At 65.4% G+C, this 26,661-nt stretch carries 26 protein-coding genes; 9 read left to right on the top strand and 17 right to left on the bottom strand.

All coding sequences use genetic code 11. The annotated features are described in order from the left end of the window. Window positions 1-2 precede the first annotated feature (2 nt). The 6 genes from ABWV23_RS19460 to choX form a co-directional block, all read right to left on the bottom strand. A complete protein-coding gene (locus tag ABWV23_RS19460) occupies window positions 3-809 on the bottom strand; it encodes a transglutaminase domain-containing protein (protein ID WP_353350805.1) in 807 nt (268 codons plus the stop codon). A gap of 4 nt (window positions 810-813) precedes the next feature. Further along, a complete protein-coding gene (locus ABWV23_RS19455) occupies window positions 814-1,755 on the bottom strand; it encodes an alpha-E domain-containing protein (RefSeq protein ID WP_353350803.1) in 942 nt (313 codons plus the stop codon). Between the two features lie 4 nt (window positions 1,756-1,759). Beyond that, window positions 1,760-3,190 (bottom strand): circularly permuted type 2 ATP-grasp protein, encoded by a 1,431-nt coding sequence (locus ABWV23_RS19450; RefSeq protein WP_502901671.1) that lies wholly within the window; start codon window positions 3,188-3,190, stop codon window positions 1,760-1,762. Window positions 3,191-3,390: 200 nt separating this feature from the next. Next, window positions 3,391-4,416 (bottom strand): choline ABC transporter ATP-binding protein, encoded by a 1,026-nt coding sequence (choV, locus tag ABWV23_RS19445; RefSeq protein WP_353350801.1) that lies wholly within the window; start codon window positions 4,414-4,416, stop codon window positions 3,391-3,393. 2 nt (window positions 4,417-4,418) lie between these two features. Then, window positions 4,419-5,249: a choline ABC transporter permease subunit gene (gene choW, locus ABWV23_RS19440; protein WP_353350799.1), complete on the bottom strand. Its 831-nt coding sequence runs from the start codon at window positions 5,247-5,249 to the stop codon at window positions 4,419-4,421. A gap of 106 nt (window positions 5,250-5,355) precedes the next feature. Then, on the bottom strand, window positions 5,356-6,282 hold the full coding sequence (gene choX / locus ABWV23_RS19435; protein WP_353350797.1) for a choline ABC transporter substrate-binding protein: 927 nt from the start codon (window positions 6,280-6,282) through the stop codon (window positions 5,356-5,358). Between the two features lie 163 nt (window positions 6,283-6,445). Between choX and betB the strand changes: the two genes are divergently transcribed. Both betB and betA read left to right on the top strand, forming a co-directional pair. Then, a complete protein-coding gene (betB, locus tag ABWV23_RS19430; protein WP_353350795.1) occupies window positions 6,446-7,903 on the top strand; it encodes a betaine-aldehyde dehydrogenase in 1,458 nt (485 codons plus the stop codon). A gap of 11 nt (window positions 7,904-7,914) precedes the next feature. Continuing rightward, a complete protein-coding gene (betA, locus tag ABWV23_RS19425) occupies window positions 7,915-9,573 on the top strand; it encodes a choline dehydrogenase (protein WP_353350792.1) in 1,659 nt (552 codons plus the stop codon). Between the two features lie 6 nt (window positions 9,574-9,579). Here the strand turns inward: betA and ABWV23_RS19420 are convergent, their stop codons facing one another. Further along, window positions 9,580-10,035, bottom strand: a complete 456-nt coding sequence (locus tag ABWV23_RS19420; protein WP_353350789.1) for an Lrp/AsnC family transcriptional regulator — start codon at window positions 10,033-10,035, stop codon at window positions 9,580-9,582. Window positions 10,036-10,153: 118 nt separating this feature from the next. Between ABWV23_RS19420 and ABWV23_RS19415 the strand changes: the two genes are divergently transcribed. Continuing rightward, window positions 10,154-11,356, top strand: coding sequence for a methionine gamma-lyase (locus ABWV23_RS19415; protein WP_353350787.1), 1,203 nt, complete (start codon window positions 10,154-10,156; stop codon window positions 11,354-11,356). An 88-nt stretch (window positions 11,357-11,444) separates the two neighbouring features. Here ABWV23_RS19415 and pobA read toward each other — a convergent pair whose 3' ends face one another. Continuing rightward, window positions 11,445-12,629, bottom strand: coding sequence for a 4-hydroxybenzoate 3-monooxygenase (gene pobA / locus ABWV23_RS19410; RefSeq protein ID WP_353350785.1), 1,185 nt, complete (start codon window positions 12,627-12,629; stop codon window positions 11,445-11,447). Between the two features lie 89 nt (window positions 12,630-12,718). Between pobA and ABWV23_RS19405 the strand changes: the two genes are divergently transcribed. Further along, the gene (locus ABWV23_RS19405; RefSeq protein ID WP_353350783.1) at window positions 12,719-13,588 is read left to right on the top strand and encodes a helix-turn-helix domain-containing protein; all 870 of its coding nucleotides are present in this window, start codon (window positions 12,719-12,721) and stop codon (window positions 13,586-13,588) included. 69 nt (window positions 13,589-13,657) lie between these two features. Here the strand turns inward: ABWV23_RS19405 and hemE are convergent, their stop codons facing one another. The 5 genes from hemE to ABWV23_RS19380 all read right to left on the bottom strand — a co-directional run bounded on the left by hemE (window position 13,658) and on the right by ABWV23_RS19380 (window position 18,258). Further along, window positions 13,658-14,701 carry a uroporphyrinogen decarboxylase gene (gene hemE / locus ABWV23_RS19400; protein WP_353350780.1) on the bottom strand — a complete coding sequence of 348 codons (1,044 nt, stop codon included), beginning with the start codon at window positions 14,699-14,701 and terminating at the stop codon, window positions 13,658-13,660. Window positions 14,702-14,783: 82 nt separating this feature from the next. Continuing rightward, window positions 14,784-15,968, bottom strand: coding sequence for an amino acid aminotransferase (locus ABWV23_RS19395; RefSeq protein ID WP_353350778.1), 1,185 nt, complete (start codon window positions 15,966-15,968; stop codon window positions 14,784-14,786). Then, a complete protein-coding gene (gene sseA / locus ABWV23_RS19390) occupies window positions 15,968-16,822 on the bottom strand; it encodes a 3-mercaptopyruvate sulfurtransferase (RefSeq protein WP_353350776.1) in 855 nt (284 codons plus the stop codon). Before sseA ends, ABWV23_RS19395 begins: the two co-directional genes overlap by 1 nt. Before the next feature lie 93 nt (window positions 16,823-16,915). After that, the gene (smpB, locus tag ABWV23_RS19385; protein ID WP_353350774.1) at window positions 16,916-17,392 is read right to left on the bottom strand and encodes an SsrA-binding protein SmpB; all 477 of its coding nucleotides are present in this window, start codon (window positions 17,390-17,392) and stop codon (window positions 16,916-16,918) included. 47 nt (window positions 17,393-17,439) lie between these two features. Then, window positions 17,440-18,258, bottom strand: coding sequence for a sulfotransferase family protein (locus tag ABWV23_RS19380; protein WP_353350772.1), 819 nt, complete (start codon window positions 18,256-18,258; stop codon window positions 17,440-17,442). A 149-nt stretch (window positions 18,259-18,407) separates the two neighbouring features. Between ABWV23_RS19380 and ABWV23_RS19375 the strand changes: the two genes are divergently transcribed. Then, window positions 18,408-19,985 (top strand): DUF5928 domain-containing protein, encoded by a 1,578-nt coding sequence (locus ABWV23_RS19375; protein WP_353350770.1) that lies wholly within the window; start codon window positions 18,408-18,410, stop codon window positions 19,983-19,985. 6 nt (window positions 19,986-19,991) lie between these two features. Here ABWV23_RS19375 and ABWV23_RS19370 read toward each other — a convergent pair whose 3' ends face one another. The 4 genes from ABWV23_RS19370 to ABWV23_RS19355 form a co-directional block, all read right to left on the bottom strand. Beyond that, complete coding sequence (locus tag ABWV23_RS19370; protein WP_353350768.1) at window positions 19,992-20,636, bottom strand: DUF1523 family protein; 645 nt, start codon at window positions 20,634-20,636, stop codon at window positions 19,992-19,994. Window positions 20,637-20,646: 10 nt separating this feature from the next. Beyond that, complete coding sequence (locus tag ABWV23_RS19365) at window positions 20,647-20,916, bottom strand: hypothetical protein (protein WP_353350766.1); 270 nt, start codon at window positions 20,914-20,916, stop codon at window positions 20,647-20,649. A 1-nt stretch (window position 20,917) separates the two neighbouring features. After that, entirely contained in the window at window positions 20,918-22,267 is a 1,350-nt protein-coding gene (locus ABWV23_RS19360; protein ID WP_353350764.1) for a DUF6638 family protein, read from the bottom strand. Window positions 22,268-22,418: 151 nt separating this feature from the next. After that, window positions 22,419-24,359: an AAA family ATPase gene (locus tag ABWV23_RS19355; RefSeq protein ID WP_353350762.1), complete on the bottom strand. Its 1,941-nt coding sequence runs from the start codon at window positions 24,357-24,359 to the stop codon at window positions 22,419-22,421. A 551-nt stretch (window positions 24,360-24,910) separates the two neighbouring features. On the opposite strand from ABWV23_RS19355, the gene ABWV23_RS19350 reads away from it, so the two are divergent. The 4 genes from ABWV23_RS19350 (at window position 24,911) to ABWV23_RS19335 (ending at window position 26,645) form a co-directional block, all read left to right on the top strand. Continuing rightward, complete coding sequence (locus ABWV23_RS19350) at window positions 24,911-25,270, top strand: polyketide synthase (RefSeq protein WP_353350760.1); 360 nt, start codon at window positions 24,911-24,913, stop codon at window positions 25,268-25,270. Window positions 25,271-25,339: 69 nt separating this feature from the next. Next, entirely contained in the window at window positions 25,340-25,474 is a 135-nt protein-coding gene (locus tag ABWV23_RS19345) for a hypothetical protein (protein WP_353350758.1), read from the top strand. A gap of 3 nt (window positions 25,475-25,477) precedes the next feature. Then, on the top strand, window positions 25,478-25,861 hold the full coding sequence (locus ABWV23_RS19340; protein ID WP_353350756.1) for a DUF2946 family protein: 384 nt from the start codon (window positions 25,478-25,480) through the stop codon (window positions 25,859-25,861). Window positions 25,862-25,919: 58 nt separating this feature from the next. Next, window positions 25,920-26,645: a Crp/Fnr family transcriptional regulator gene (locus ABWV23_RS19335; RefSeq protein ID WP_353350754.1), complete on the top strand. Its 726-nt coding sequence runs from the start codon at window positions 25,920-25,922 to the stop codon at window positions 26,643-26,645. Window positions 26,646-26,661 lie beyond the last annotated feature (16 nt).

Here is a 26,661-nt window from a genome sequence, read left to right as displayed (position 1 = left end):
GCCTATTGCTGAACTTGCAAGGCGACATGCAGGTTCTCGCCCCCGGCGCCGTGCCGTAACCCGTGGATCGGTGCCGCATCGCGGTAGTCGCGCCCGGTGGCGACCCGGACATAGCGGGCGTCCGGGCTGATGCCGTTGGAGACGTCGAAGCCGATCCAGCCCAGCGGCTCGGTCCAGACCTCGGCCCAGGCATGGCTGGCCTCCTGTTCCACCTGCCCGTCCATCATCAGGTAACCGCTGACATAGCGGGCGGGATAGCCCAGCAGCCGCGCTGCGGCGATCATGATGTGGGCATGGTCCTGGCAGACCCCGTGGCCGGCGGTGAGCGCCGCCTCGGCACCGGTGCCGGCGTCGGTCCGTCCGGTTTCATAGGCCACCGTGCCCGCGATCTCGGCCGAAAGCGCGTGCATCGGGTCGACACCGCCCAGCTCGTCGAAGGCGGCGCGGATGCCCGAGGCCAGCCGGCGCAGCCCGGGGCCCGGCGCGGTCAACGGCGTGGTCTCGCGGAACAGCCAGAGCGGCGCCGGGCCGGTATGGCGGCCGACGACGCCATGGCGATCCTCGATCTCGACGTCGCCCTCGCTGACGATCTCGATGCGGGTGGCGCCGGGATCGACGACGACCAGCTCGGTATGGTTGGCAAACAGGTCGTCGAACACCACCTGCTTGGTGCCACCACTGATCGACGAGGACCACGAGATCACCCCCTGCCCGTGCCCCGATTTCGGGATCAGGCGCAGTTGCTGCAACGCGTATTCCACCGGGGTGTCGTAGGTATAGGTGGTGGTATGGGTGATCTTGAGCCGCATGGGGTTACCTGTAGAACCGGAAATCGGTTTCGATGTGCTGTGCCAGGCTGGAGGTGTCGGAGATGACCTCGGTCAGGAACTCGTGCAGCCCGTCCTCGAATATGTCCTGGACCGTGGCGGATTTCAGCCGTTCGCAGACCTGGGCGGCGCGGATCTGGCTGTCTTGCCGGGCGCCGTATTCCTGTTCGAGCTGCTCGAGGTATTGCCCGATCTTGGAGTAGCAGAACGCCAGTGAGCGCGGCATGCGCTTGTCGAGGATCAGGAACTCGGCGATGCCCTTGGGCGAGACGTCGCCGCCGTTCAGCCACTGGTACGACCGTTCGGCCGAGACCGAGCGCAGGATCACCTCCCACTGGGCGTTGTCGATGGTGCTGCCGACGAAGGCCGCCGAGGGCAGAAGGACGTAGTATTTCACGTCGAGAATACGGGCAGTGTTGTCGGCCCGCTCGATGAAGGTGCCCAGCCGGGAGAAGGCGTAGATGTCGTTGCGCAGCATGGTGCCATGCAGCGCCCCGCGCACCACCGCCGTGCCGTGGCGGATGGTGCTGAGCGTGTCGTGCAGGCTGCGGTCGGTGACCGGACGGGCGAGGCTTTCGCGCATCGACATCCAGCATTCGTTGACCGCCTCCCAGACCTCGCCGGAGAGCGCGGTGCGCACCATCCGGCCATTGGTGCGCGCGGCCTCGATCGCGTTCATCACGCTTGAGGGGTTGGTCTTGTCGCGCAGCAGGAAGTTGATGACGGTGGCGGGATCGTATTCGTCGTGCTTCTCGCGATAGGCGGCGTTGATCCCCGCCGTGGTCAGGATCGACTGCCACTCGCTGACGCCGCCGGTGCGGGTCAGCCCGATATGCCAGCCGGCCTCCAGCAGCCGCGCGATATTCTCGGCGCGCTCGATATAGCGGAACATCCAGAACAGCCCGCCGGCGTTTTTGCCCAGCATCATCTGCTCAGTCCCCCAATACCCAGGTGTCCTTGGTGCCGCCCCCTTGCGAGGAGTTGACCACCAGAGAGCCTTTTTTCAATGCGACGCGGGTCAGCCCGCCCGGCGTCATGTCGATCCGGTTCGGCGAGACCAGCACGAAGGGGCGCAGGTCCACGTGCCTTGGGGCCAGCCCTGCCTTGGTCAGGATCGGCACCGTCGACAGCGCAAGCGTCGGCTGCGCGATGTAGTTCGCCGGCCGCGCACGCAGCTTGCGCTCGAAGGCGGCGAGTTCCTTCTTGCTGGCCACCGGGCCGACCAGCATGCCGTAGCCGCCCGAGCCGTGCACCTCCTTGACCACCAGTTCCGGCAGATGCTCCAGCACATAGGCCAGGGCATCAGGCTCGGAACAACGCCAGGTCGGCACGTTGGGCAGGATCGCGGGTTCACCGGTGTAGAACTCGATGATGTCGGGCATGTAGGAATACAGCGCCTTGTCGTCGGCGATCCCGGTGCCCGGCGCATTGGCCAGGGTGATGTTGCCGGCGCGGTAGACATCCATGATGCCGGGCACGCCCAGCATGCTGTCCGGGTTGAAGTTCAGCGGATCCAGATACTCGTCGTCGACCCGGCGATACAGCACGTCGATCGGCTGATACCCTTGGGTGGTGCGCATGGCGACGCGGCCCTTGTCGATGCGCAGATCGGTGCTCTCGACCAGTTCGGCGCCCATCCGATCGGCGAGAAAGGCATGTTCGAAATAGGCCGAATTGTGGATGCCGGGCGTCAGCACCGCGACCACCGGGCGGTCGTTGGGCGAGCCGGTCGGGGCGCAGTCGGACAGCGACCGGCGCAGAAGCTTGGGATAGGAACTGACCGGGCGGACGTTGAGCCCGGTGAACAGCTCGGGGAACATCTGCAGCATCGTCTCGCGGTTCTCCAGCATGTAGGAGACGCCGGAGGGCGTGCGGGCGTTGTCCTCGAGCACGAAGAACTCGTCCTCGCCGGTGCGCACGAGATCGACACCGACGATATGGGTATAGACGCCGCCGGGCGGGTTCACCCCGATCATCTGCGGCAGAAAGGCCTCGTTCCCGGCGATGATCTCGCGCGGGATGCGACCGGCGCGCAGGATTTCCTGGCGATGGTAGATGTCATGCAGGAATGCATTGATCGCCCGGACCCGCTGTTCGATGCCGCGTTCCAGCCGGGACCATTCGCGCGCCGAAATGATGCGCGGCACGAGGTCGAAGGGGATCAGCCGTTCGTCGGCCTCGTCCTGACCGTAGACATTGAAGGTGATCCCGATGCGGCGAAAAAACACCTCGGCCTCGGTCGATTTCCGGCGCAGCGCCTTGAGGTCTTCGCCACGGAACCAATCGTAGTAGCCGTCATAGGGGGGTCTGGGCGCTTCGGGCCCGCGAAACATCTCGTCGAACTGGGTATCGTCTTGCGTCATGATATGATCAGCCGACCTCCTGAAAACGAAGACAAGTCACCGCGCGGCCTGGACCACCTGTCCGCCCCCGGGTCCAATCGCGGCGCGCGGAAATCAGGCGGCCCGCCTGAAATTCGGGCAATTCGCGTATTGACGACCTGCAGGCCTCCGGTGACAGACGGCGAAGCCGTCCCCCATGCAACACCAGCGGACCTTATCCGTCAACTGCGCGGGTCGAGCAATTTCGCCAGAACGCCGTCCTTGGTGATCTCGCCCAGCAGGGCGCCGTCCTCGACCACGCCTACCGGCTGGCCGGTCTCGATCACCTGGGTCATCACGTCGTGGATATCCGCGTCGGGCGGAACCGTAAGCTCGGGCGTGCCGCTGGCCGGCTGCATCACGTCGCGGGCACAGAGCACCCCCAGCGGGTTCATATGGGCGACGAAATCGGCCACGTAGTCGTTGGCCGGGTGCGAGAAGATCTGTTGCGGGGTGCCGCATTGCACGATCCGCCCGCCCTCCATGATGGCGATGCGGTTGCCGATCTTGAACGCCTCGTCCAGATCGTGGCTGACGAAGATGATGGTGCGCTTGAGCTGCTGTTGCAGGTCAAGAAGCTCGTCCTGCAGCCGGGTGCGGATCAGCGGGTCGAGCGCCGAGAAGGGTTCATCCATCAGCAGGATCGGCGCCTCGGTGGCAAAGGCCCGGGCCAGCCCGACGCGCTGTTGCATGCCGCCCGACAGCTCGCCCACCTTGCGGTCGCCCCAGTCGGAGAGGCCCACCAGCGCCAGTTGCCGGTCGACCCGTTCGGCGCGCTCGGGCTTGGGCACGCCGGACAGTTCCAGCCCGAGGCCCACGTTCTCGCGCACCGTGCGCCAGGGCAGCAGGCCGAACTGCTGGAACACCATGGCGATCTGGTTCTGTCGCATCCGGCGCAGGGTGGCCGGGTCGGCATGGGTCACGTCGACCATCCCCTGCCCGTCATTGACCAGAACCTCGCCGCGCGCCACGGGATTGAGCGCGTTGACCGCGCGCAGCAGCGTGGACTTGCCCGACCCGGACAGGCCCATCAGCACCAGGATCTCGCCCTCTTCCACCTCGAGCGAGCAATCGTGAACGCCCAGCACCTGGCCGGTTTCCTCCTGGATCGTGGCGCGGCCCTTCATCTCGTCCATCAGCGGCAGTGCCGCCTGCGGATCGGGGCCGAAGACGATGGAGACCTGGTCGAATTTCACTGCCGTGGTCATGGTCAACGCTCCATCCGCAACATGCGGTCCAGCATGATCGCCAGCACCACGATGATCGAGCCACTTTCAAACCCCAGCGCGATGTTCACCGTGTTGATCGCGCGCAGCACCGGCACGCCGAGCCCGTCGGCGCCGACCAGCGCCGCGATCACCACCATCGACAGCGACAGCATGATGGTCTGGTTCAGCCCGGCCATGATCTGCGGCAGGGCATAGGGCAGTTCGACCTTGAACAGCGTCTGGCGCGGCGTCGCGCCAAAGGCCTGTGCCGCCTCGAGCAGCGGTTGCGGCGTCGAGGAGACGCCAAGGTGGGTCAGTCGGATCGGCGCTGGCACCACAAAGATCACCGTGGCGATCAGCCCCGGCACCATGCCGATGCCAAAGAACACGATGGCCGGGATCAGGTAGACGAAGGTGGGCAGCGTCTGCATCAGGTCGAGCACCGGCCGCATGCCGCGATAGAGCCTTGGGCGATGCGCCGCGGCGATGCCCAGCGGCACCCCCAGCGCCATGCAGAAGACGCAGGCCGAAAGCACCAGTGTCAGGCTCTCGGTGGTTTCCTCCCAGTAGTCCTGGTTGAGGATGAAGAGGAACCCGAGCGCGACGAAGAGGCAGGTCTTCCAGTTGCGCTGAAGCCCCCAGGTGATCGCCACGAAGACCGCGATCACCAGCAGCGGATGCGGCGTTTGCAGCACCCAGAGGATGCCGTCGATCAGCCCCTCCATCGCCACCGCCATCCCGTCAAAGAACCAGGCGCCGTGATCCTGCAGCCAAAGGAAAAAACCCTCGGCGGCGTCGCCGATGGGGATCTTGCGGTCGGTCAGCCAGTTCATCCGGTGCGCCCTGTTCCTTGCTGGTCGTTCCGCCGGTAGAGGTGCCGGCCGCCGTTATGCAACGCGGCCCCGAAGAGCCGCGCCGCATCCGTTCTTGTCACGCGGATCAGAGCCCGAGCGCCGATTTCACCGCCGCCATCGCGTCGCCGCCGTCCTTGGCGGTCACACCGTCGAGCCAGGGGCCCAGCACATCGGGATGGGCGGCAAGCCAGGCCGCTGCGGCCTCTTCGGGCTTTTCGCCGTCGTCCAGGATCGCGCCCATGATCTCGTTTTCCATCGCCAGCGTGAATTCGAGGTTCTGCAGCAGCTTGCCCACGTTCGGGCAGGCCTCGACATAGCCGGCCGAGGTATTGGTATAGACCGTCGCACCGCCGAGGTTGGGGCCGAACCACTCGTCGCCGCCGGTGAGGTAGGTCATCTCGAAGTTGGCGTTCATCGGATGCGGTTCCCAACCCAGGAACACGATCGGATCGCCCTTTCGATCGGCGCGCGCGACCTGTGCCAACATGCCCTGTTCGGAGCTTTCCTTGACGTCGAACCCGGTCAGGCCAAAGGCGTCGGCGGCGATCATGTCCATGATCAGGCGGTTGCCGTCATTGCCCGGCTCGATGCCATAAATGGTGCTGTCCAGCGCATCGGTCTGCGCCGCGATGGCCCCGAAGGAGGTGATGCCCAGGTCCGCGCCCGCCTTGTTGGTGGCCAGGGTGTATTTCGCGCCCTCGAGGTTGGCGCGCACGGTGTCGACGGTGCCGGCGTCGCGGTAGGGGGCGATATCGGCCTCCATCGTCGGCATCCAGTTGCCCAGGAACACGTCGATGTCGCCCTTGGCGAGCGAGGTGTAGGTCACTGGCACCGAGAGAACCTTGACGTCGGTGTCATAGCCCAGCGCCCCGAGCACCGTGGTGGTGGCGGCGGTGGTGGCGGTGATGTCGGTCCAGCCCACATCGGAGAAGGTGACCGAATCGCAATCCGCGGCGCTTACCGCGCCGGTCATAGCCGCGAAGGCCAGTGCCGAAATCGACAGTCTGAACATCTGTATTACTCCCCGTTTCACATTTGATTGCCTCCAAGAACCATATTTTCGGGATTCCCGCAACCGGGCTGATTGACTGGTCAATCAATATACGGTCTAGAAGGACTCCAAGACCGCGATTTCGGGGCATTCAGGCCCCCCGCCCAAGTATTCGGAGTGCGCCATGACCGCGATTTGCCAACCCACCGCCAGCCATTTCATCGACGGCACCTATGTCGAGGACACCGCAGGAGAGGGTTTTGACTCGCTGTTTCCCGCCACCGGCGAGGTGATCGCGCGGCTGCACGCGGCGACCCCCGCGATCCTTGACCGCGCGCTTGATGCGGCGACCCGGGCCCAGGCCGAGTGGGCCGCGATGACCGGGGCCGAGCGGGGCCGCGTGCTGCGCCGTGCCGCCGAAATCATGCGCGCGCGAAACCGCGAGCTGTCCGAACTGGAAACCCGCGATACCGGCAAACCGCTGCAGGAAACGCTGGTGGCCGATGCCGCCAGCGGCGCCGACGCGCTGGAATATTTCGGCGGCATCGCGGCGGGCATCACCGGCGAGCATATCCCGCTGGGCGGTGATTTTGCCTATACCGTGCGTGAGCCGCTGGGCGTCTGCGTCGGCATCGGTGCCTGGAACTACCCGATCCAGGTCGCCAGCTGGAAGGCCGCACCGGCGCTGGCCTGCGGCAACGCGATGGTGTTCAAACCCTCCGAGACGACGCCGCTTTCGGCGCTGAAACTGGCCGAGATCCTGGTCGAGGCCGGGGCGCCCGCGGGCCTGTTCAACGTGGTACAGGGGATGGGCGCGACAGGTGCCGCCCTGACCACCGACAGCCGCGTCGCCAAGGTCTCGCTCACCGGGTCGGTGCCCACCGGGCGCCGCGTCTATGCCGCCGCCGCCGAGGGGCTGAAACATGTGACGATTGAACTGGGCGGCAAGTCGCCCTTGATCGTCTTTGACGACGCCGATCTGGAAAACGCCATCTCGGGCGCGATCCTGGGCAATTTCTATTCCTCGGGGCAGATCTGTTCCAACGGCACCCGCGTCTTTGTGCAAAAGGGTATCAAGGACCGGTTCCTCGCCCGCCTCACTGAACGGTTGCAGGGCTTGGTGATGGGCGATCCGCTGGACGAGGCGGTGAACTTCGGCCCGCTGGTCAGCACGGCGCAGATGGACAAGGTTCTGTCCTATATCCAGATGGGCAAGGACGAAGGAGCGCGGGTCGTCGCCGGTGGCGCGCGGGCCGAGCGCAACGGATGTTTCGTCGAACCCACCATCTTTGCCGATGTCACCGACGGGATGACCATCGCCCGCGAGGAAATTTTCGGCCCGGTGATGGCGGTGCTGGATTTCGAGGACGAGGCCGAAGTGATCGCGCGCGCCAACGACACCCAGTTCGGGCTGGCCGCCGGGGTATTCACCCGCGACCTGCCCCGCGCACACCGGGTGATCGGACAATTGCAGGCCGGCACCACCTGGATCAACACCTATAACCTGACCCCGGTCGAGATGCCCTTTGGCGGCGTCAAGAACTCGGGCGTGGGCCGGGAAAACGGCTGGGCCGCGATCGAGCATTACTCGCAGCTGAAATCGGTCTATGTCGCGCTTGGCGACACCGAAGCCCCGTTCTGAGGAGTCGAAGGATGGAAGCGGATTTCGTCATCGTCGGGGCCGGGTCGGCCGGTTGTGCCATGGCCTCTCGCCTGTCCGAGGCGGGCGCCTCGGTCCTCGTGATCGAACACGGCGGCAGCGATGCAGGCCCGTTCATCCGGATGCCCGGCGCACTGTCCTACCCGATGAACATGCCGCTTTACGACTGGGGGTATCGGTCCGAGCCGGAGCCGCACCTGGGCGGCCGCCGCCTGGCCACCCCGCGCGGCAAGGTGATCGGTGGCTCCTCCTCGATCAACGGCATGGTCTACGTGCGCGGACACGCCTGTGATTACGACACCTGGGCGCAGATGGGCGCCGACGGCTGGTCCTTTGCCGACGTGCTGCCCTATTTCCGCCGCATGGAGACATGGCACGACGGCGGCCATGGCGGCGACCCACACTGGCGCGGGCAGAGCGGCCCGCTGCATGTCAGCCGGGGCAAGCGCGACAACCCGCTGACCCAAGCCTTTGTCGAGGCCGGCCGCGAGGCGGGATACGAGCTGACCGACGATTACAACGGCGAAAAGCAGGAGGGCTTCGGCCCGATGGAGGCGACGATCTGGCAGGGCCGCCGCTGGTCAGCCGCCGAGGCCTATCTCAAGCCCGCGCTGAAACGCCCCAATTGCGACCTGGTCCGCGCCCACGCCCAACGCGTGGTGATCGAAGAGGGCCGCGCCACCGGGGTCGAGGTGACGCGCGGCGGCAAGACCGAGGTGATCTTGGCCCGGCGCGAGGTGATCCTCGCTGCCTCCTCAATCAACTCGCCCAAGCTGCTCATGCTCTCTGGCATCGGCCCCGCCGCGCATCTGGCCGAGCATGGTATCGCGGTTGTCGCGGATCGCGCGGGCGTCGGCCAAAACCTGCAGGATCACCTGGAGCTTTATATCCAGATGGCCGCGACCCAACCTGTCAGCCTGTTCAAGTACTGGAACCTTGTCGGCAAGGCTCGCGTCGGCGCGCAATGGCTGCTGACGAAAACCGGCCCCGGGGCCTCGAACCAGTTCGAAAGCGCGGGGTTCATCCGCTCGCGCGCGGGGGTCAAGTACCCCGACATCCAGTTCCACTTCCTGCCCATCGCCGTGCGCTATGACGGCCAGGCGGCGGCCGAGGGGCACGGCTTCCAGGCCCATGTCGGACCGATGCGGTCAAAGAGCCGGGGCGCGGTGACGCTGGCCTCGTCCGATCCGGCGGCGGCGCCGAAGATCTTCTTCAACTACATGAGCCACCAGGACGACTGGAGCGATTTTCGCACCTGCATCCGCCTCACCCGCGAGATCTTTGCGCAGGAGGCGTTCAAACCCTTTGCCGGCCACGAAATCCAGCCGGGCGACGCGGTGCAGAGCGATGCCGAACTGGACGATTTCATCCGCGAACACGCCGAGAGCGCCTATCACCCCTGCGGCACCGCCCGCATGGGCCGGGCCGACGACCCGATGGCGGTGGTCGATCCGGAGTGCCGGGTGATCGGGGTCGAGGGGCTGCGGCTGGCCGACAGTTCGGTGTTTCCGCAGATCACCAACGGCAACCTCAACGGCCCCTCAATCATGGTCGGGGAAAAGGCCGCCGATCACATCCTTGGCCGCGCGCCGCTGGCGCCCGCCAACGAGCACCCGTGGATTCATCCCGACTGGCAGACGGCCCAGCGTTAGGCCCGCTCACGGCGGCGGCAGGACCTGGCTCTGCTTGACGCGGCCAAAGATGAAGGACGTGTTGATCGAGGAGATGCCGGGAATCGCGTGCAGCTTTTCCCGCATGAACCGCTCATAGGCATCCAGATCCCGGCAGACCACGCGCAGCAGGTAATCGGCCTCTCCCGTCACCAGGTAGCAATCCTGGATCTCGGGGATGTCGCGGATACGGGCCTCGAACACCCGCACGAGCTCGGCGGCGTGGCGTTCCATCTTGATCCGGATGAACACGGTCAGCGGCAGGCCATAGGCGTTCTGATCGACCAGCGCGGTATAGCCCCGGATCACCCCTGATTTCTCCAGCTGCCGCACCCGGCGCAGGCAGGGCGAGGGCGAGAGATTCACCCGCTCCGACAGCTCCTGATTGGTCAGTCGGCCGTTCTCCTGCAGGGCGCGGAGGATCTGATAGTCTTTTTCGTCCACGACTCAGGAAAGTGTGGCATAACATGCCAATTTTCAACCAATCATGGGCATAATTTGGCAGAACTTGGCGCCCGTGCATTGGTACCCTGCCCCTGATCACCTTGCAGGAGTCTCCCCCATGTCCCACGACCGTTCCGGTTTCGCCACCCGCGCCATCCACGCCTTTCACGACCCGATGGCGCATCAGGGCGCGCTGACGCCGCCGCTGCACCTGACCTCGACCTTCGCCTTCGAGAGCGCCGAGGCCGGTGGCGAGGTCTTTGCCGGCGAGCGCGAAGGATACCTTTATTCGCGCGTCTCCAACCCCACGACCGACCTGCTGGAACGGCGCATCGCCGATCTCGAAGGCGCCGAGGCGGGGCTGGCCACCGCCTCGGGGATGGGCGCGATCACCGCGGTGATGTGGACCTTCCTGTCCCCGGGCGACGAGGTCATCGTCGACAAGACGCTGTACGGCTGCACCTTTGCCTATCTGCGCCATGGTCTGGCAAAGTTCGGCATCACCGTCACCCATGTGGACATGACCGACGCCGCCAACGTCGCCGCCGCCCTGACCCCGGCGACGAAGATGGTTTATTTCGAAACCCCCGCGAACCCCAACATGCGGCTGGTCGATATCGCCGAGGTCTCGCGCATCGCCCGCGCCCATGGCGCGCGCACGGTGGTGGACAACACCTATGCCACCCCGGTCCTGACCCGGCCGATCCAGTTGGGGGCGGATATCGTGGTGCATTCGGCCACCAAGTACCTGGGCGGCCACGGCGATGTTGTCGCCGGGCTCGCCGTCGGCAGCGCCGAGGATATCACCGCGGTCCGGATGTACGGGCTCAAGGACATGACCGGCGCGGTGATGGCCCCCTTCAACGCCATGCTGATCCTGCGCGGGCTCAAGACGCTGAAACTGCGGATGGAACGCCACAGCGCCAGCGCCCGCACCGTGGCCGATTGGCTGGCGGCGCAGCCGGAGATCGAGCATGTCTATTACCCCGGCCTGCCCTCCGATCCGCAGCACGATCTGGCCAAGCGCCAGATGGCGGATTTCGGCGGCATGATCGCCTTTGAGCTCAAGGGCGGCTACGGCGCCGGGGTGGCGATGATGAACCGCCTGAACCTGATCCTGCGGGCGGTGTCGCTGGGCGACGCGGAAAGCCTGATCCAGCACCCTGCCTCGATGACCCATTCCACCTATACCCCCGAGGAACGCGCCGAACACGGCATCTCCGAAGGGCTGGTGCGGCTGTCGGTGGGGCTGGAAGAGGTCGAGGACATCCTGCAGGACCTGGAGCAGGCACTGAACCGCGACGCCGTTCAGGCGGCGTGAGATCGAGGGGCGCGCCGAGATTCACCGGCCCGCCCCGCAAGACATCACGGCGCGCGGATGCGCGCCGTGGGTCAGTCATGGCACCGTCTCAGAATGGCAAGCCAACGTAGTTTTCCGCCAGCGAGGTCTGCGCCGCGTCGGACGAGAACAAGTACTCCAGATCCGTCTGTTGCAACCGCTTGTCATAGGAAATGCTGTCGGGGAAGGTGTGCAGCAGCGAGGTCATCCACCAGGAGAACCGCTGCGCCTTCCACACCCGCGCCAGTGCCTTTTGCGAATACTGCTCCAGCCCGGTATCGTCGCCGTCCTGATAGTGATCCAGTAGCGCATGATAGAGGTAATAGATGTCCGAAGCCGCCGAGTTCAGCCCGCGCGCGCCGGTGGGCGGCACGATATGGGCGGCATCCCCGGCCAGGAACAGGTTGCCATAGCGCATCGGCTCGGCGACGAAGCTGCGCAGGGGCGCGATGCTTTTCTCGATGCTCGGCCCGGTGATCAGGTCCCCGGCCACATCCTCGGGCAGACGCTTTTTCAACTCGGCCCAGAAATCCTCGTCCGACCAGTCCTCGACCCGGTCGGTCAGCGGCACCTGGAGGTAATAGCGGCTGAGCACCTGGCTGCGCAGGGAGCACAGGGCAAAGCCGCGCTCATGCTTGGCATAGATCAGCTCGGGCGAGACCGGCTTGGTCCGTGACAGCACCCCGAGCCAGCCGAAGGGATAGACCTTTTCGTATTCGGTCAGCACGTCCTTGGGGATCGACTTGCGGCTGACCCCGTGGAACCCGTCGGCGCCGATGATGAAATCGCAATCGACGCGGTGCGGCTCGTCGCCCAGCCGATAGGTCAGATAGGGCGCGTCGGACTTCAGGTCATGCGGCGTGACGTCCTGTGCCTCGTGGATCACGGTGCCGCCCATCTTGTCGCGCGCCTCGTAGAGGTCGCGGGTCACCTCGGTCTGGCCATAGACCACCACCGAGTTGCCGCCGGTATATTTCTTCAGATCGACCCGGTCCCGGATGCCGTCGTGGGCGATATAGAACCCGTCGTGGATCTCGCCCTCGCGGTCCATCCGCTCGCCGCATTGGGCCTCGCGCATCAGCTCGGCAAAGCCATGCTCCAGCACGCCGGCGCGGATCCGGCCCAGCACGTAGTCGCGGCTGTGCTTTTCCAGAAGGACATTGTCGATTCCCTTCAGGTGCAGCAATTGCGACAGCAACAGGCCCGATGGCCCGCCGCCGATGATTCCGACCTTGGTTTTCATGGGAGTTGTCATGGTCTCTCCTCCTTTTTCTGGTCGGAATATGCCCCCGCACCGACTTGTACGGAATGGATCAACCGCGCATCTTGTTGTACATTTCGAACATGACAGAGACCTCGCACAGCGCCGCGATCCGCAACTACAACCTGTTCGGCGAAACCGCCGAGGTGCCCGACGTGGTGCATTGCGAGACCATTCCAGAACGCTCAGAACTGCATAACTGGGAATTGCGCCCGCACCGCCACGCGCGGCTGCACCAGGTCCTGCTGATGCGCTCGGGCGGCGGCAGCGCCCGGATCGAGGGAAAGACCGTGCCGCTGGTCCCTCCGGTGCTGGTCAACATGCCGCGCGGCTTTGTCCACGGGTTCCGCTTTCACCGGGGCACCGAGGGCTGGGTCATCACGGTCAGCGCCGACCTGATGGACGAGGCGCTGCGCGACCGCGAGGGGCTGCGGGTTCCGCTGTCGGTGCCCTGCGCCGTGCCACTGCCGCCGGAACTGGAAACGCTGGCCCGCCGCATCCTGACCGAGTACCACAACCGAGACTTTGCCCGGGCGCAGATCCTGCGCTCGCAGGCGGGCGCGCTGCTGGGGCTGGCGGCGCGCGCGATCCATGCCGACCAGGCGCCGCCCGATCCCCATGCCGGCACCCCGCTGCTGCGCCGGTTCGAGGCGCTGGTGGAGCAGCATTTCCGCCAACGGCTGCCGGTCGCCGGCTATGCCGACCGCCTCGCCGTCTCGCCCACCCACCTCAACCGCGTGGTGCGCCAGGCCACCGGTCGTCCCGCCTCGGCGCTGATCGGCGAACGGATGCTGCGCGAGGCGCGGCGCATGCTGATCTATACCAACCTGACGGCGGCCGAGATCGGCTATGAGCTGGGGTTTTCCGATCCGGCGCATTTCTCGCGCGTGTTCACCCGTGGCATCGGGATACCGCCGCGCGCCTTTCGCCAGCGGATGGAACAGGGCAGCTGAGGGCGCGCCCGGCCGCACCCTCGGATTTGAGTATTTTTAAAGAGAAGAAGCGGGGGCGCCGCGTCTGGGTCAGCCCCGGGCGGCCCCTCGTACAGTATCGACCATCAATTGTACATTTTCGGGGTCCGCGTCCGGGGTGATGCCATGGCCGAGGTTGAAGATATGCGGCCCCTTGGAGAACGCCTTGACGATGCGCCGCGTCTCGTCGACCAGCGCCTGGCCGCCGGTGACCATATGCTCGGGGGACAGGTTGCCCTGCACGCAACCGTTGGGCTGTACGTTGGCCGCCGCCCAATCGGCATCGATCGATTGATCCAGCGCCACGCAATCCACGCCGGTCGCCTTGGCGAACCCGGCGTATTTCTCGCCCGCGCCGCGCGGAAACCCGATCACCGGGATGTCGGGATGTTTCGCCTTGAGCGCCGCCGTGATCTCGCGCGCCGGCTCCATCGCGTATTTGTCGAAGGCCGCGCCCTTGAGCGACCCGGCCCAGCTGTCGAAGATCTTGACCACCTCGGCCCCGGCCTCGATCTGCGCCGAGAGATAGGTGATGGTGGCCTTGGTGATCCGGTCGAGCAGCGCCTCGAACAGCGCGACGTTGCCCTCGCGCAGGGCATGGGCCGGCTCCTGCGCCGGGGTGCCGCGCCCGGCGATCATGTAGGTGGCCACGGTCCAGGGCGCGCCGGCAAAGCCGATCAGCGTGGTGTCCTGCGGCAACTCCCCCTTCAGGATGCGCAGGGTTTCATAGACCGGTGCCAGTTTGTCGTGGATCGCGTCAGCCGGTTTCAAGGCATCGAAATCCGCCTGTTGGGTCACGGTGGACAGGCGCGGCCCCTCGCCGGTGACGAACCACAGGTCGGCGCCCAGCGCCTGCGGCACCAGCAGGATGTCGGCGAACAGGATCGCGGCATCGAAGCCATAGCGGCGGATCGGTTGCAGCGTCACCTCGGCGGCGAGCTCGGGATTATAGCACAGCGACAGGAAATCGCCGGCCTTTTCCCGCGTGGCGCGGTACTCGGGCAGGTAGCGGCCAGCCTGCCGCATCATCCAGATCGGCGGGGTTTCCAGCACCTCGCCCGCCAGCGCGCGCAGCAGTTTCTTCTGTCCGGCCATGTCGTCCCCTTCGGGCTAAATCGGTGAAACAGGCACGCGCCCCGTCCATGCGAACGGGGCGTGGCACCGGTGATCGAAAGGCTCAGACGCCGACGTCGACGATGGCCTGGGCCAGGATCGGAACGGTGGTCTTGTTCAGCCCGGCGATATTCATCCGGCTGTCGCCCACCATGTAGATGCCGTGATCCTCGCGCAGCCTGGCCACCAGTTCGGGCGTGGTGCCAAGGCGCGAGAACATGCCGCGGTGCTGCGCGATGAAGCCGAACCGGTCCGATCCGGTCAGCCGCTGCAACTCGTCAGCGAGTTGCTGGCGCAGGCCCAGCATCGACAGGCGCACCTCTTCCAACTCGCTCGCCCAATCGGCGCGCAGCGCGGGATCGGTGAGGATCGTGCTCACCACCCGGGCGCCGTGATCCGGCGGAAAGGAGTAGTTCTGGCGGTTGAGATAGGCCAGCGTGCCCTGGTTGAGCTTGGTCTTGCCCGCATCCGCCGAGACAGCCATCAGCAACCCGGTGCGTTCACGGTACACTCCGAAGTTCTTGGAACAGCTCGCCGCGATCAGGCATTCGGGCACCGAAGAGGCCACCAGGCGGGTGCCGGCGGCGTCCTCTTCCAGACCGTCGCCAAAGCCCTGGTAGGCGATGTCGATCATCGGGATCAGCCCGCGATCGTTCAACACGTCGACCACCGCCTGCCACTCGACAAGGTTCAGGTTGGCGCCGGTGGGGTTGTGGCAGCACCCGTGCAGCAGCACCACGTCGCCGGCCTGCGCCGTCTTGAGGTCGGCGATCATGCCGTCGAAATCGACGCCACGTGTCTCGCTGTCGAAATAGCGGTACGCCTTGGTCTCGATCCCCAGGTAGCCGAGGATCGAGGTATGGTTCGGCCAGGTCGGGTCGGAGACCCAGACGCGCGCGCCCGGATTGGCCATGCGGATCAGCTCGAACGCCTGGCGCACCGCGCCAGTGCCGCCGGGCGTGGCAACGGCGGCGACGGTATCGCGCGCCACCGCATCGGACAGGATCAGCCCGATCATCGCATCGGCATAGGCCGGATCACCGGCCAACCCGGTATAGCTCTTGGTGGTCTGCTGTTCCCAGATTCGCTGTTCGGCGGCCTTCACCGCGCGCATCACCGGGGTCACCCCCTCGGCGTTCTTGTAGACGCCGACGCCAAGGTCGATCTTCTGCGCCCGCGGATCGTCAGCGAACATCTTCATCAGCGCCAGGATCTTGTCGGCGGGCTGTTCCTTGAGGGTTTCGAACATCAGTCGTCTCCGGTTGCGACGGGCAGGGTCGGGAAGGCACCCCATTCAGCCCAGGAGCCGTCATAGAGGGAATGGTCGGTCTTGCCCATCCGCTCCAGCGCGAGACTGAGGACGGCGGCGGTGACCCCCGATCCGCAGGAGGTGATCGCGGGTTTGGACAGGTCGACGCCGGCGGCCTCGAACACGGCGCGGCAGGCCTCGGGCGATTTCATCGTGCCGTCTTCGGTCAGAAGCTCGGTGAACGGGACGTTCTTCGAACCCGGGATATGGCCGCTGCGCAGCCCCTCGCGCGGTTCCGGCTCCTCGCCGCGAAAGCGTCCGGCGGACCGGGCGTCGATGATCTCGTGATCGCCGAGCTTGGCGGCGGCCGAGACCTGGGTCACGTCGCGCACCATCTGGTTCTGCAGCCGCACCGTCATATGCCGGTCGCGGACCATGGGCGGCAGATCCTCGGTCTCGCGGCCCTCGGCCAACCACTTGGGCAGGCCACCGTCGAGGACGGCGATATTGGTCTGGCCCATCAGACGGAAGGTCCACCAGACGCGGGCGGCGGAATAGATCCCAAGGGAATCATAAACCACCACCTGGTGGCCGTCACCGACGCCCATCGCGCGCAGGCGGGACATGAATTTCTCGACCGGCGGCACCATATGCGGCAGCTCCGACCGGTGGTCGCTGATATCGTCGATATCGAAGAAGCGGGCGCCGGGAATATGCGCCTGCTCGTACTCGGCCCGGGGATCGCCCGTCTGGCCCGCAAGCGGCATCCTCGCATCGAGAATCCGCAGGTCGGGATCCTTCAGATGCGCCGCCAGCCAATCGGTGGAAACCAGTGTCTTGGGGTCGTCCTGCATGCCTGCCGCCCTTGTACCAAAGCCAACTCCCTGCCTACTATTGGTCGCGAACGGGTGCAAGGCAACAGCGCGTCGCGCCTGCGGGCCGGATGTCTAACGGTTATCCTTGAGCAGGCGCTGTTTCTGCCGAGACCAGTCGCGCTTGGCCTGAGTCTCGCGCTTGTCGTGGGCCTTCTTGCCCTTGGCGATGCCGATCTTGAGCTTGGCGATGCCCTTGTGATTGAAATACATCACGATCGGCACCAGCGTCATGCCCTTGCGCTGGGTCGCGTTCCACATGTCCGACAATTGCTTGCGGCTGACCAAGAGCTTGCGCCGGCGCCGCTCTTCATGGCCAAAGGTCCGGGCCTGCTTGTAGGGCGCGATATAGGAATTGACGAGCCACAGCTCACCCTCCTCGACCGCCGCGTAGCTTTCGGCGATATTGCCGCCGTTGGCGCGCAGCGACTTGACCTCGGAGCCCTCGAGGATGATCCCGCATTCCACGTCATCCTCGATCGCGTAATCGAAACGCGCGCGCCGGTTCTCGGCGATTACCTTGTAGTTCGGATCTGTCTTCTGCTTGGCCATGCCGACCGATCTACGCGCGCGCGGATCATTGCGCAAGATCGTGCGCGTCAGCGCCCGAGCTTGGCGTGCACCTCGTCTAGGTCGATCTCGCCCACCGGGAGCTTGTTGCCGGGATCGGCAGGGTCGTATTTGAACAGCTCGAAATCGCGTTTGTAGATCTCGTAGACCAGGTGCATCGACAGGTCGTCGAAGTAATCCTCGACCGGATGCGCCCGTTTCGGGCCGTGCCCCTCGCTCTCGTTGAAGCGCGGGATCGTCGCCAGATCGACGGCGTGCGGGGTCTCCACCGCGTCGAGCACCGATTGCATGCCCTCGTTGAACTTCTCGGTCCAGAAAATGTTGTCGTACTGCCCGCCGTTGACGATGAAGGTCGAGACATGGCCCGACATCGCCGACCAGTGGATGTCCGGGTCCATCGGACGGCGCCAGCGGATGGTGTCGCGGGCGAACAGCAGAAAACGGCGAAACGAGGCGATCTGGTCGAACTCGCCCTTGCCGTCATCGCCGCCGACCTCGATGCCATAGGTATAGGCCAGCTTGGGCACCAGGTTTCCGCGATAGCGTTTGCCGTTGCGCTGGATGCCGCAGATCTTGTCAAAGAACGAGGACAGGATGCGCGTGTAGGGATTACGCACGCAGGTGAAGGCATAGGACCGGTGCGCCTGCACGTTGCGGGTGATCTGGTCCTGGCTCTCCTCGATGCCCCATTTGTGCAGCCCCGACCTGGCATCGTGGATGTCGCCGTCGAAGAACACGCCATGATCGGAATAATACATGATCTGCCCGATGGTCGAGCAGGCGCACTTCGGGACGACCCGATACACCATGCTCTCGCTTGTCGTCATCCAGGTGCCGGGAAAGCCCATTTGCCCTTTGCCTCCATGCAGCCCGGGCCACTCTCTCGGTGCCGCGGGCGGGGTTTGCATGAAAAAAGCAAATTTTGCGTGTTTATTCAATCGCCCTTCACCTTTATCTAGTTAGGAGAATTGCCCAAACACGTATATGTCGTTTTATCATGGCGAAAATCGCTTACATCCTGCTCTGTCACAAGGACCCCGAAGCGATTGTCCTTCAGGCCGAGCGGCTGACGACGGCGGGCGACTATATCTCGATCCACTTCGACGCTCGCGCGCCACTGGCGCAGTTCCGCCAGGTCCGCGATGCGCTGGCCGACAACCCGAACGTGACCTTTGCCCGCCCGCGCATCCGCTGCGGCTGGGGCGAGTGGTCGCTGGTGCAGGCGACCCTGAACGCCGTCGAGGCCGCGGCCGAGGCCTTTCCGCGCGCCTCGCATTTCTACATGCTGTCGGGCGACTGCATGCCGATCAAATCGGCGGAATACGCCCATAGCTTCCTTGACGGAAACGACCGCGACTTCATCGAGAGCGTCGATTTCTTCGACAGCGACTGGATCAAGACCGGGATGAAAGAAGACCGGCTGATCTATCGCCACTTCCTGAACGAGCGAAAGCACAAGACCCTGTTCTATGCCTCGGTCGAGCTGCAACGTCGGCTGGGCCTGCAACGGGCGGTCCCTGCCGACCTCCGAATGCAGATTGGCAGTCAATGGTGGTGCCTGCGCCGCCGCACCGTCGAGTGGATCCTGGACTTTACCCGGAAACGGCGCGACGTGATGCGGTTCTTTCGCACCACCTGGATTCCCGACGAGACGTTTTTTCAGACCCTGGTGCGCCACCTCGTCCCGGAAAACGAGATCGAAAGCCGGACGCTGACCTTCCTGATGTTCTCGGACTACGGGATGCCGGTGACCTTCTACAACGACCACTACGACCTGCTGCTGGGGCAGGACTACCTTTTCGCACGCAAGATCAGCCCCGAGGCGACCGACCTCAAGGATCGGCTGGGCCAACTCTATGCCGCGCATGACGTGGATTTCCGGATCTCGAACGAAGGCCAGAATCTGCACAAGTTCCTGACCGGCCGCGGGCGCATCGGGCGCCGGTTCGGCGTGCGGTTCTGGGAAACCGAAAGCTCGCTAGGGCGCGAGCGCGAGTTGATGATCGTGGTGTGCAAGAAATGGCACGTCGCCAAGCGGCTTTTGCAGCACATCCGCCAGATCACCAACCTGCCGGCGATCGAGTACCTGTTCAACGAGGTCGATACCCCCCTGCCCGACCTGGGCGGGATCGAGGGGTCTCTGGAAAAACGCGCCCGGCACCGCCGCGCGCTGATGCGCATGTTGTTCGATTATTACGAGGCCGACCGGCTGATCGTCTGCATGGATCCGAGCAACCTCGACCTGATGCAGGATTTCGCCTCGGACCGGTCGACAACGCGGGTCCTTGAGATCGACTGCGACTTTTCGGACGACTACCTGATCGGGCACGCCCGGCGCATCGGGCTGGCCGGAGAGCAAACACCGCAATCCGCGCTGGAGCGGCTGGTGCCGACGATCCGGAACGACCTGACCCACGAATCCGACCAGCTGCGCGATGCCGGGTTTGAGAATTTCTGCCAGATCCGAGAATCGGCCGACCCCGAGGACAACGCCGAGGCGCTGGCCGCCTTCCTGTCGATCCCGCGCGACCAGGCGGCGAGCCTGGCGCAGGCCGAGCATCTGTTCGCCGACTGACCCGGCTTACTTGCCACCCTTGCGGGACAGCCAGCGGCGCAGCCGCCCGCCGCGTTCCGAGATCGCCTCGCCGGCGATGTCCATGTTGTCCTCGATATCCTCGATCAGCGGGTCGATCCGGGCCCGCCGGAACCGGCGCCAGCGCACCCAGACCGCATAGGCCAGCGCCGCCAGAACGGTCAGCAGGATGATGTTGAACCACGGGATCAGGCGCACCTCCGGCCCGGCGACGGGCTTGATCTTCACCGCGTTGGGAAAGATCGACAGGAACTCGTTGCGCCAGCCGTAATGGCGGATCGCCACCCATTTCGGCGCCTCGGCGGTCGATTTCATATCCGCCGCCTCGGCCTGCAGGTTGGAACTGTTGACCTTGAAATAGGGCGGCCAGGACCAGCCGGTATCCTCGTTGCGATAGACCATGATCTTGCCGTCCGATCCCCGCGTCTGGATGAAGAACACGTCGCGGTTCGAGGTGGTCGGATCGCTGCCCACGTCGTGCGAGGCCCAGAACCAGCTGTTCTCGCCCGGGTCGATCCGCTTTTCATAGGTGTCGGTGATCCGGGCGATGTCGTTCTGCGGCAGCGTGTAGTGAAAGAACCCCGCGACCAGCAGCCAGAAGGTGAGGATGAATGCCCATTTGACGTAAACCATCGGAGCGCCCTTACATGAAATTCGTGACATAGATGAGGATCGCGATCACCGTCAGCGGCACGATGTAGACCCCCAGGATCAGCTTGCGGCGGAAGGACCGGTCATAGCGTTCCAGCCCACGCCGGATGAAGGTTTCGCGATCCACCGTCAACACGTCCTTGCTGTCCCAGCGTTCGGCCAGCTTGCGGCGGCGGACAAATCGCGAATAGACCGAGAGGACGACATAGACCACCGTCAGCACCACCAGCAGCGGCAAGAGAAAACGCAGCATCACCAGCATGTCAGTTCCTCCTTACCGCGCCCCAGGGTCCGACCCGGCGGATCAGGTCGTCGGGCGGGGTTGGCGGATCCTCGCCGGACATGTCCGGCTCATGCCCGTAAAGCGCCGCCCGCGCGCCAGCCTTGTCCACCTGATACTCGCGCGCGAGGAAATCGGCAACATAGGCGCGCTTGCCCTCGGGCCAATCGGCATAGAGGCGATAGAACAGCGCCTTGTGGCAGATGAACAGCTGCCGGATGTCCAGCGGCGTCAGTTCGGCCAGCAGCATGTTGACCAGGTCGCGCAGCGGCGTGTCCGCCGCCCGCAGGGTGTAGAAATAGGCCGGATCCTCCGAGGTGATGCGCGGCCAGTCACCGCCCGAGGAGGCCCAGTTCAACAGGTGCGCCAGCCCGTGATAGGCGCCGGGCAGCACATCGGCGTTGGTGCGCGCCAGCCGCCGCAGGTCGGCACGGTCGAGATCGGCCAGGTCGAGCCCGGCCCCGGCGGCCGCGTCGATCACGATGAAATCCATCTTTTGCCGCAGGATCGCGGCGGCATCTATGCCGCGCGCGCGCAGGATCGGCTCGACCAGCCCGTTGTCGGTCAGGAACCGCGCGATGCGGTTGCGCGCCGAAAGCGGCATCACCCGCTGCACCGGCAGATCCTCCAGCCCGCCGGTCTCGCCGGCGGCGATCAGCGTCGTCTCGTCGACACTCTGAAACAGGTAGAGCCCGCCGAAATGCGCGGTCCAGAAATCCGCCTGCTCATACTCACGGTTTTCCAGCCGCACCGGGTTGCGGGTGAGATCGCCGGATTTCTGCGCCAGCCCGATCATCTCGGCGATCAGCACGTCATCGAACCAGGCGTCCGGCTCGGACTTGAAGCGGTCGACCAGCCGGGTGAGTTTTTCGGCGTGGCGCAGGGTGCCGGTGGTGGTGTCGGCCTCGATCACCACGCGGCGGAGATCGAACAGCCGGCGCGGGTCCGAGATGTCGATCACCGAGTTCACCAACTCCCCCGCCACCGCGTCGGTGGCGGTCAGCGCGAACAGCTGCGTTTCGTTGTCGGCGATGAAATCGCGCAGGATGTCACGGCTGGTCGAGAACTTGGCATTGAGCAGCGGACAGTGTTTCTGCTCGGTGGTCAGCAGGATGAACTGCCGGTTCACCCCGCCCTGGTTGAGATAGAGGTGATCGCCCAGCTCATCGCCCACCTCGGGGGAATAGCCCGACAGATCGACATGAAATTCGCCCAGCGCCGTGCGCTTTCCGGTCAGATGCGTGAGCGCGCGGTTGTACCGTTCGACCAGCGCCGGGCTGTCGACCCGGTAGAGATTTCCGAACATCAGGCCACGGGTGATGAGGCGTTTCATGGGCACACCCTCCGTGCCGAACATCTGTTCAGAAAATGAGCCCCGACCCTGAAGGGGGGTGGGGTGGGGGCTGCGCGCCGCAGGCGCGCCGGGCTGTCGAACAGGGGGGCAGCGCGCTGAATTTTCGAGGGATGCAAAGCAGTACGCATCATCACCCCTTCCCCTCCAGGTACCGCCGTTTCGCCTCTTCCATCCGCTCCATCTCGCGCACCGCCGTCTCGATCGCCACCTCGTCGGAGTTCTCGCTGTAGCGGAATTCGCTGTCGGCATAGCGGTTGATTTCCTGGATCACCATTTCCGGCGTGATCGGCACCCGCAACTCCTCGATCATCGCCCTTTTGGTCTCGTAGTCGCGGAACAGGAACAATTCGGGCTGCTCCATCCATTCATCGGGCAGCTCGAAATCCATCGAGCGCATCTTGACCGCGTCGGTGATGTTCTTGATCGACCGGCCGGTGAACCGCGGGTCGGCCTGCTGGATCGCCTTGAGATAGGCACCCATCCGCGCCACGGTATCGAGCGCGCCGACCCGCTGCGTCACCTGTTCGAACACATCGACCAGCGCCGCCTCCTGCGGGCGGTTGTGCGCGGCGAAGCTGGCCGCCACCGCGCGCCGGATCTCCTGCGCGGCATAAAGCTCGTGATCGCCCAGCGGAATCCCGTGCCCCTTGCCCAAGAGCAGCGCCAGGATGTCGATGTAATCCTCGCGGCTTTGCGGCCCGTCGACCAGGAATCGCGCTCCGGCCCGCTGGCGCAGGGCATCGTCGACGTTCTCGGGATAGTTCGAGAACATGCCGAATGTGCAATTGCCCCGCACCACGGTATTGGCGCCGGCAAAGCTCTCCATCAGCACGGCGGTGATCTCCAGCTGCCCGGCGCTCGATTGCCGGTCGCCGCGCTTGCCGGCAAGCTGGTCGATGTCGTCGATGGTGCCGAACCCGATCACGCCGGGGTCGATCACCGCGTTGATGAAGGCCTTGGCGTTCTGCGCCGACTTGCCCTGGTAGCTGTCGATGCTCTCGGTGCTCAGGTTCTGATAGCGGAACGGATAGCCCGCGTTCTGACAGTATTCGTGGATCAACCCGGCCATCATCTGGATCAGCGTGGTCTTGCCGGTCCCCGGCATGCCGTCGCCCATGAAGGTGAAGATGAATCCGCCCAACTCGGCAAAGGGATTCAGCTTGCGGTCGAAATCATAGGCCATCAGCATCTTGGCCAGCCTCAGGGCCTGGTACTTGGCGATATGGTTGCCGACCACCTCCTCGGGCTTCTTGAAGGACATCGAGAGCGTGGTGGATTTCGCCCGCGTCGCCGGGATAAAGCCGCGCAGGGTCAGGTCGTCCGCCTCGATCCGCCAGGCGGCACCGGAGAACGCGCCCAGGTGCGGCGCCGACTGCGCCCGCAACGCGACCTTCTCCATCAGCGCCTCGGCAAAGGTGCTGGCGGTGGCGACCAGCCGCGCGTCGTCTCCCGCCTGCGCCGCCAACGCGCGGTCCAGCTCCCACAATGCGCCGTGCAGAGCGATCTGGCCGTGATCGGTCAGCACCTCCTCGACCTCGCCGGGTTCGATCGTGGTCTCGCCCAGGTGCGGCGCCAGCAGGTAAGACAGCGCATTGCCGAAGACATGCAGCGCGATCAGCGCCTCGCCGGCCAGAAGCTCGGAGAACTCGCCCTTGCGCGCCGCTGGCAGATCGCCGGCCAGGTTGGCGCGCTTGAGCGCGGCCAGCGGCGTTTGCTCGCCATAGGTCTCGGCCATCGCCAGCGCGATCGAGAGCGCCCGCCGCAGCGCCCGCATCACCTGCGCCTGCGCCGGAGAGGTCAGCGGATCGCCCCCGTCGCAGGCCTCGATCCGCTCCAGCAGGTGCACCCCGTCGGGCCGCACGGTTCGCCGGGTGACCAGCCCCGGCGTGGTCGAACGGAACCGCCGTCGCGTCCCGATCCCGGGCGAGCGTTCCTCGGCGTCACCGGGCGCGGGGGCTGCGCGCGCGATACGCGGGGCATGGTCGAACCCTTGCAGCATCGCCTCGGCGGCCGGGTAATGCGCGGTGATATCGGCCTCGCGCAGCTCCATCAGATCGCTTGTCAGGCCCATGTCTCGCCCATCTTTGTCTCACCGGGGCCGGCTCTTTTTCCGGCCCCGGACACGCCCGCCGGAGGCGCAGGGGGGAACGTTTCAACCGCTTGAAATCAAGTTACTTTTGACCCCGGCATTCGTCGCGATGATACGGCTTCGTGCACCAGGTGAGGCACACAAAAGTCAGGATCGCTGATCTGGGGCGTCAGTGCAAGCGGCCATGTTCGAGCCGTTCCACCGTCGCGCGACCATCGGCGACCCAAGCCCCATGGCGTTCGGGGCGCGCGCGATGAAAGCCCAAGTCGCCGTCCATAAAACCGGCGGCACGCCAATGCGGAAATCCAGTGACGTGGCAAGGGCGCCCATCTCGGGATTGCCTGAATGTCCGGTTGCCCCTTCGCCGTCAAAGGGGGGGGGCACGGGCGGTAGAACCCCGCAGACGGCCTCTCTCCCCGCATTCATATCCTCCGCCGTGCCAGCCTTGTCGCGATCTTTCCGCAACTGGACCGGGGCACCGCGATGCGAGGGACGCTTGCGGTTTTCCCGGGTCGTGCTATCCATCTCCTGTCATGAAGGCCCTGATGCGGATATTGCCCTTGCGCACTCTGGTCGTGCTGCTCGTCCTCGCCCTGTCGACGTCGGGTTTTGCGCATCGGTTCATGACGCCGGATGAACAGGCGGCCTCGGACTATGCGCTGACCTTCGGGCTGGATGTGGCCGACATCTGCGGGGACATTGATGGCAAGGGCGCGCAGCAGACCTGTGGCGCCTGCCTCCTGCACGGGGCCATGTCCCTTCCGGCACCCGCCGTTTCGATGATTGTCGCCGAGCTTTCGCTCGCCCCCGCAGACTGGACGCCACAACCGCCCGTCCGAGACACCCTGACCACCGAGGCCACGCGCCCGGCACGCGCCCCTCCGGCAGTCTGACGCCTTTCACCTTCGTGAAACGCTCGCCCGGCGGTCTTGCCGGGCCCCTTCAGACCCTGGAGAGACGGAATGAAAACCATCGCCTTTCGTGCGGCACTGGCCGCCTGCCCTCCCATGATCGCCACACTGGCCGACCAGACCGTCACACGGGACTTTGCTGCCGACGCGGCCGATCATTCCACGATGGACCACTCCGGCGACTGATCCTTGCATCCTGCGGCCCTCATTACACGCGCGCTGCTGTTCCTGGCGCTACTCGGCCCGGCCACCGTGCCGACCGGGATGATGCGCGCGCAGGGTCCCGATGGCATGCGCCTGGTGATCTGCACGCCCGATGGCACCCAGGAGGTCTGGCTGGCCAATGACGGAGAGGTCCATCCCGTCGAGGATCATCAGCCCGACGGAGGCGGTCATGACGGCTCCGATTGCATTCAGATCAGCGTCACCGGCGCCGAGGCCCCGCCACGGTTGGGGGCCGCGATCCTCCTGTCGCTCTGGCCCACGGCTCCGCCCGCCGTCACCGCGCAACGGCCCACCGCACACGCGCCGCTGGCTCGTCATCGCACCCGCGCGCCACCCGTCCCGGTCTGATCCCTCAACCGGGGGCCGCGTGCCCCTTGTCCCGTGATCCAAGACAAGGACGTTCCTCATGAACGCGATGATCCATCCATGGGCCACCAAGGCCCCCTGCCCGGATGCCCGGACACAGCCACGACCCGCACTGTTCCGCGGGCTGACCCGCCACGAAATGCACTGCATCCGGCAGGGCTTTTGCAAAAACCTCTATGCCCGTGGCGAACCTGTCCCGCTCGACCCGGTCCAGAGGCCCTTTGTCGGCGTGATACTGTCCGGGGCTCTGCGCGAGGACGTGCATGATGCCCATGGTGCGCGCCGCCTCTTTGCGCTGAACTTTGCGGGCGAGGTGCTCTCGCCCTTGGGGCCCAGGCGCGCAGGCGGACAATTGTCCGCGCTCGAGGAGACGGCGCTGCTGACCTGCGACCGCGCCGGCTTTGACGCGCTGGCGGCGGACATCCCGCGCCTTCGCCTGAACCTGCTGCACCTGTTGCAGGGCCAGATCGCCATAACGCATCGTTGGCAGACCCTGCTTGGCCGCAAGAGCGCGTCCGAGCGCGTGGCGTCGATGGTGGCATGGCTTCATGCCCGACAAGGCGGGACGAACGAACTGCTTTTGCCGGTCAGCCGCGCCGAGTTGGGGCAGATGTCCGGCCTGACACTGGAAACCGTTTCGCGCCAGATCCGCGCATTGGAAAAGGCCGGGGTGATCGCCATGCCACAACCCACCCGCATCCATGTGCTGGACGCGGATGCCCTGCACCAGCTGACCGGCGATGCGCCAGCGCGGCACGCGGCCTGATCGAGATGACCTGCCT

This window comes from Aquicoccus sp. SU-CL01552 (assembly GCF_040365005.1).
Classification (GTDB): Bacteria; Pseudomonadota; Alphaproteobacteria; order Rhodobacterales; family Rhodobacteraceae; genus Antarcticimicrobium.
Note: the sequence above shows the minus strand (reverse complement) of the source record. Positions and strands in the feature narration are given on the sequence as shown.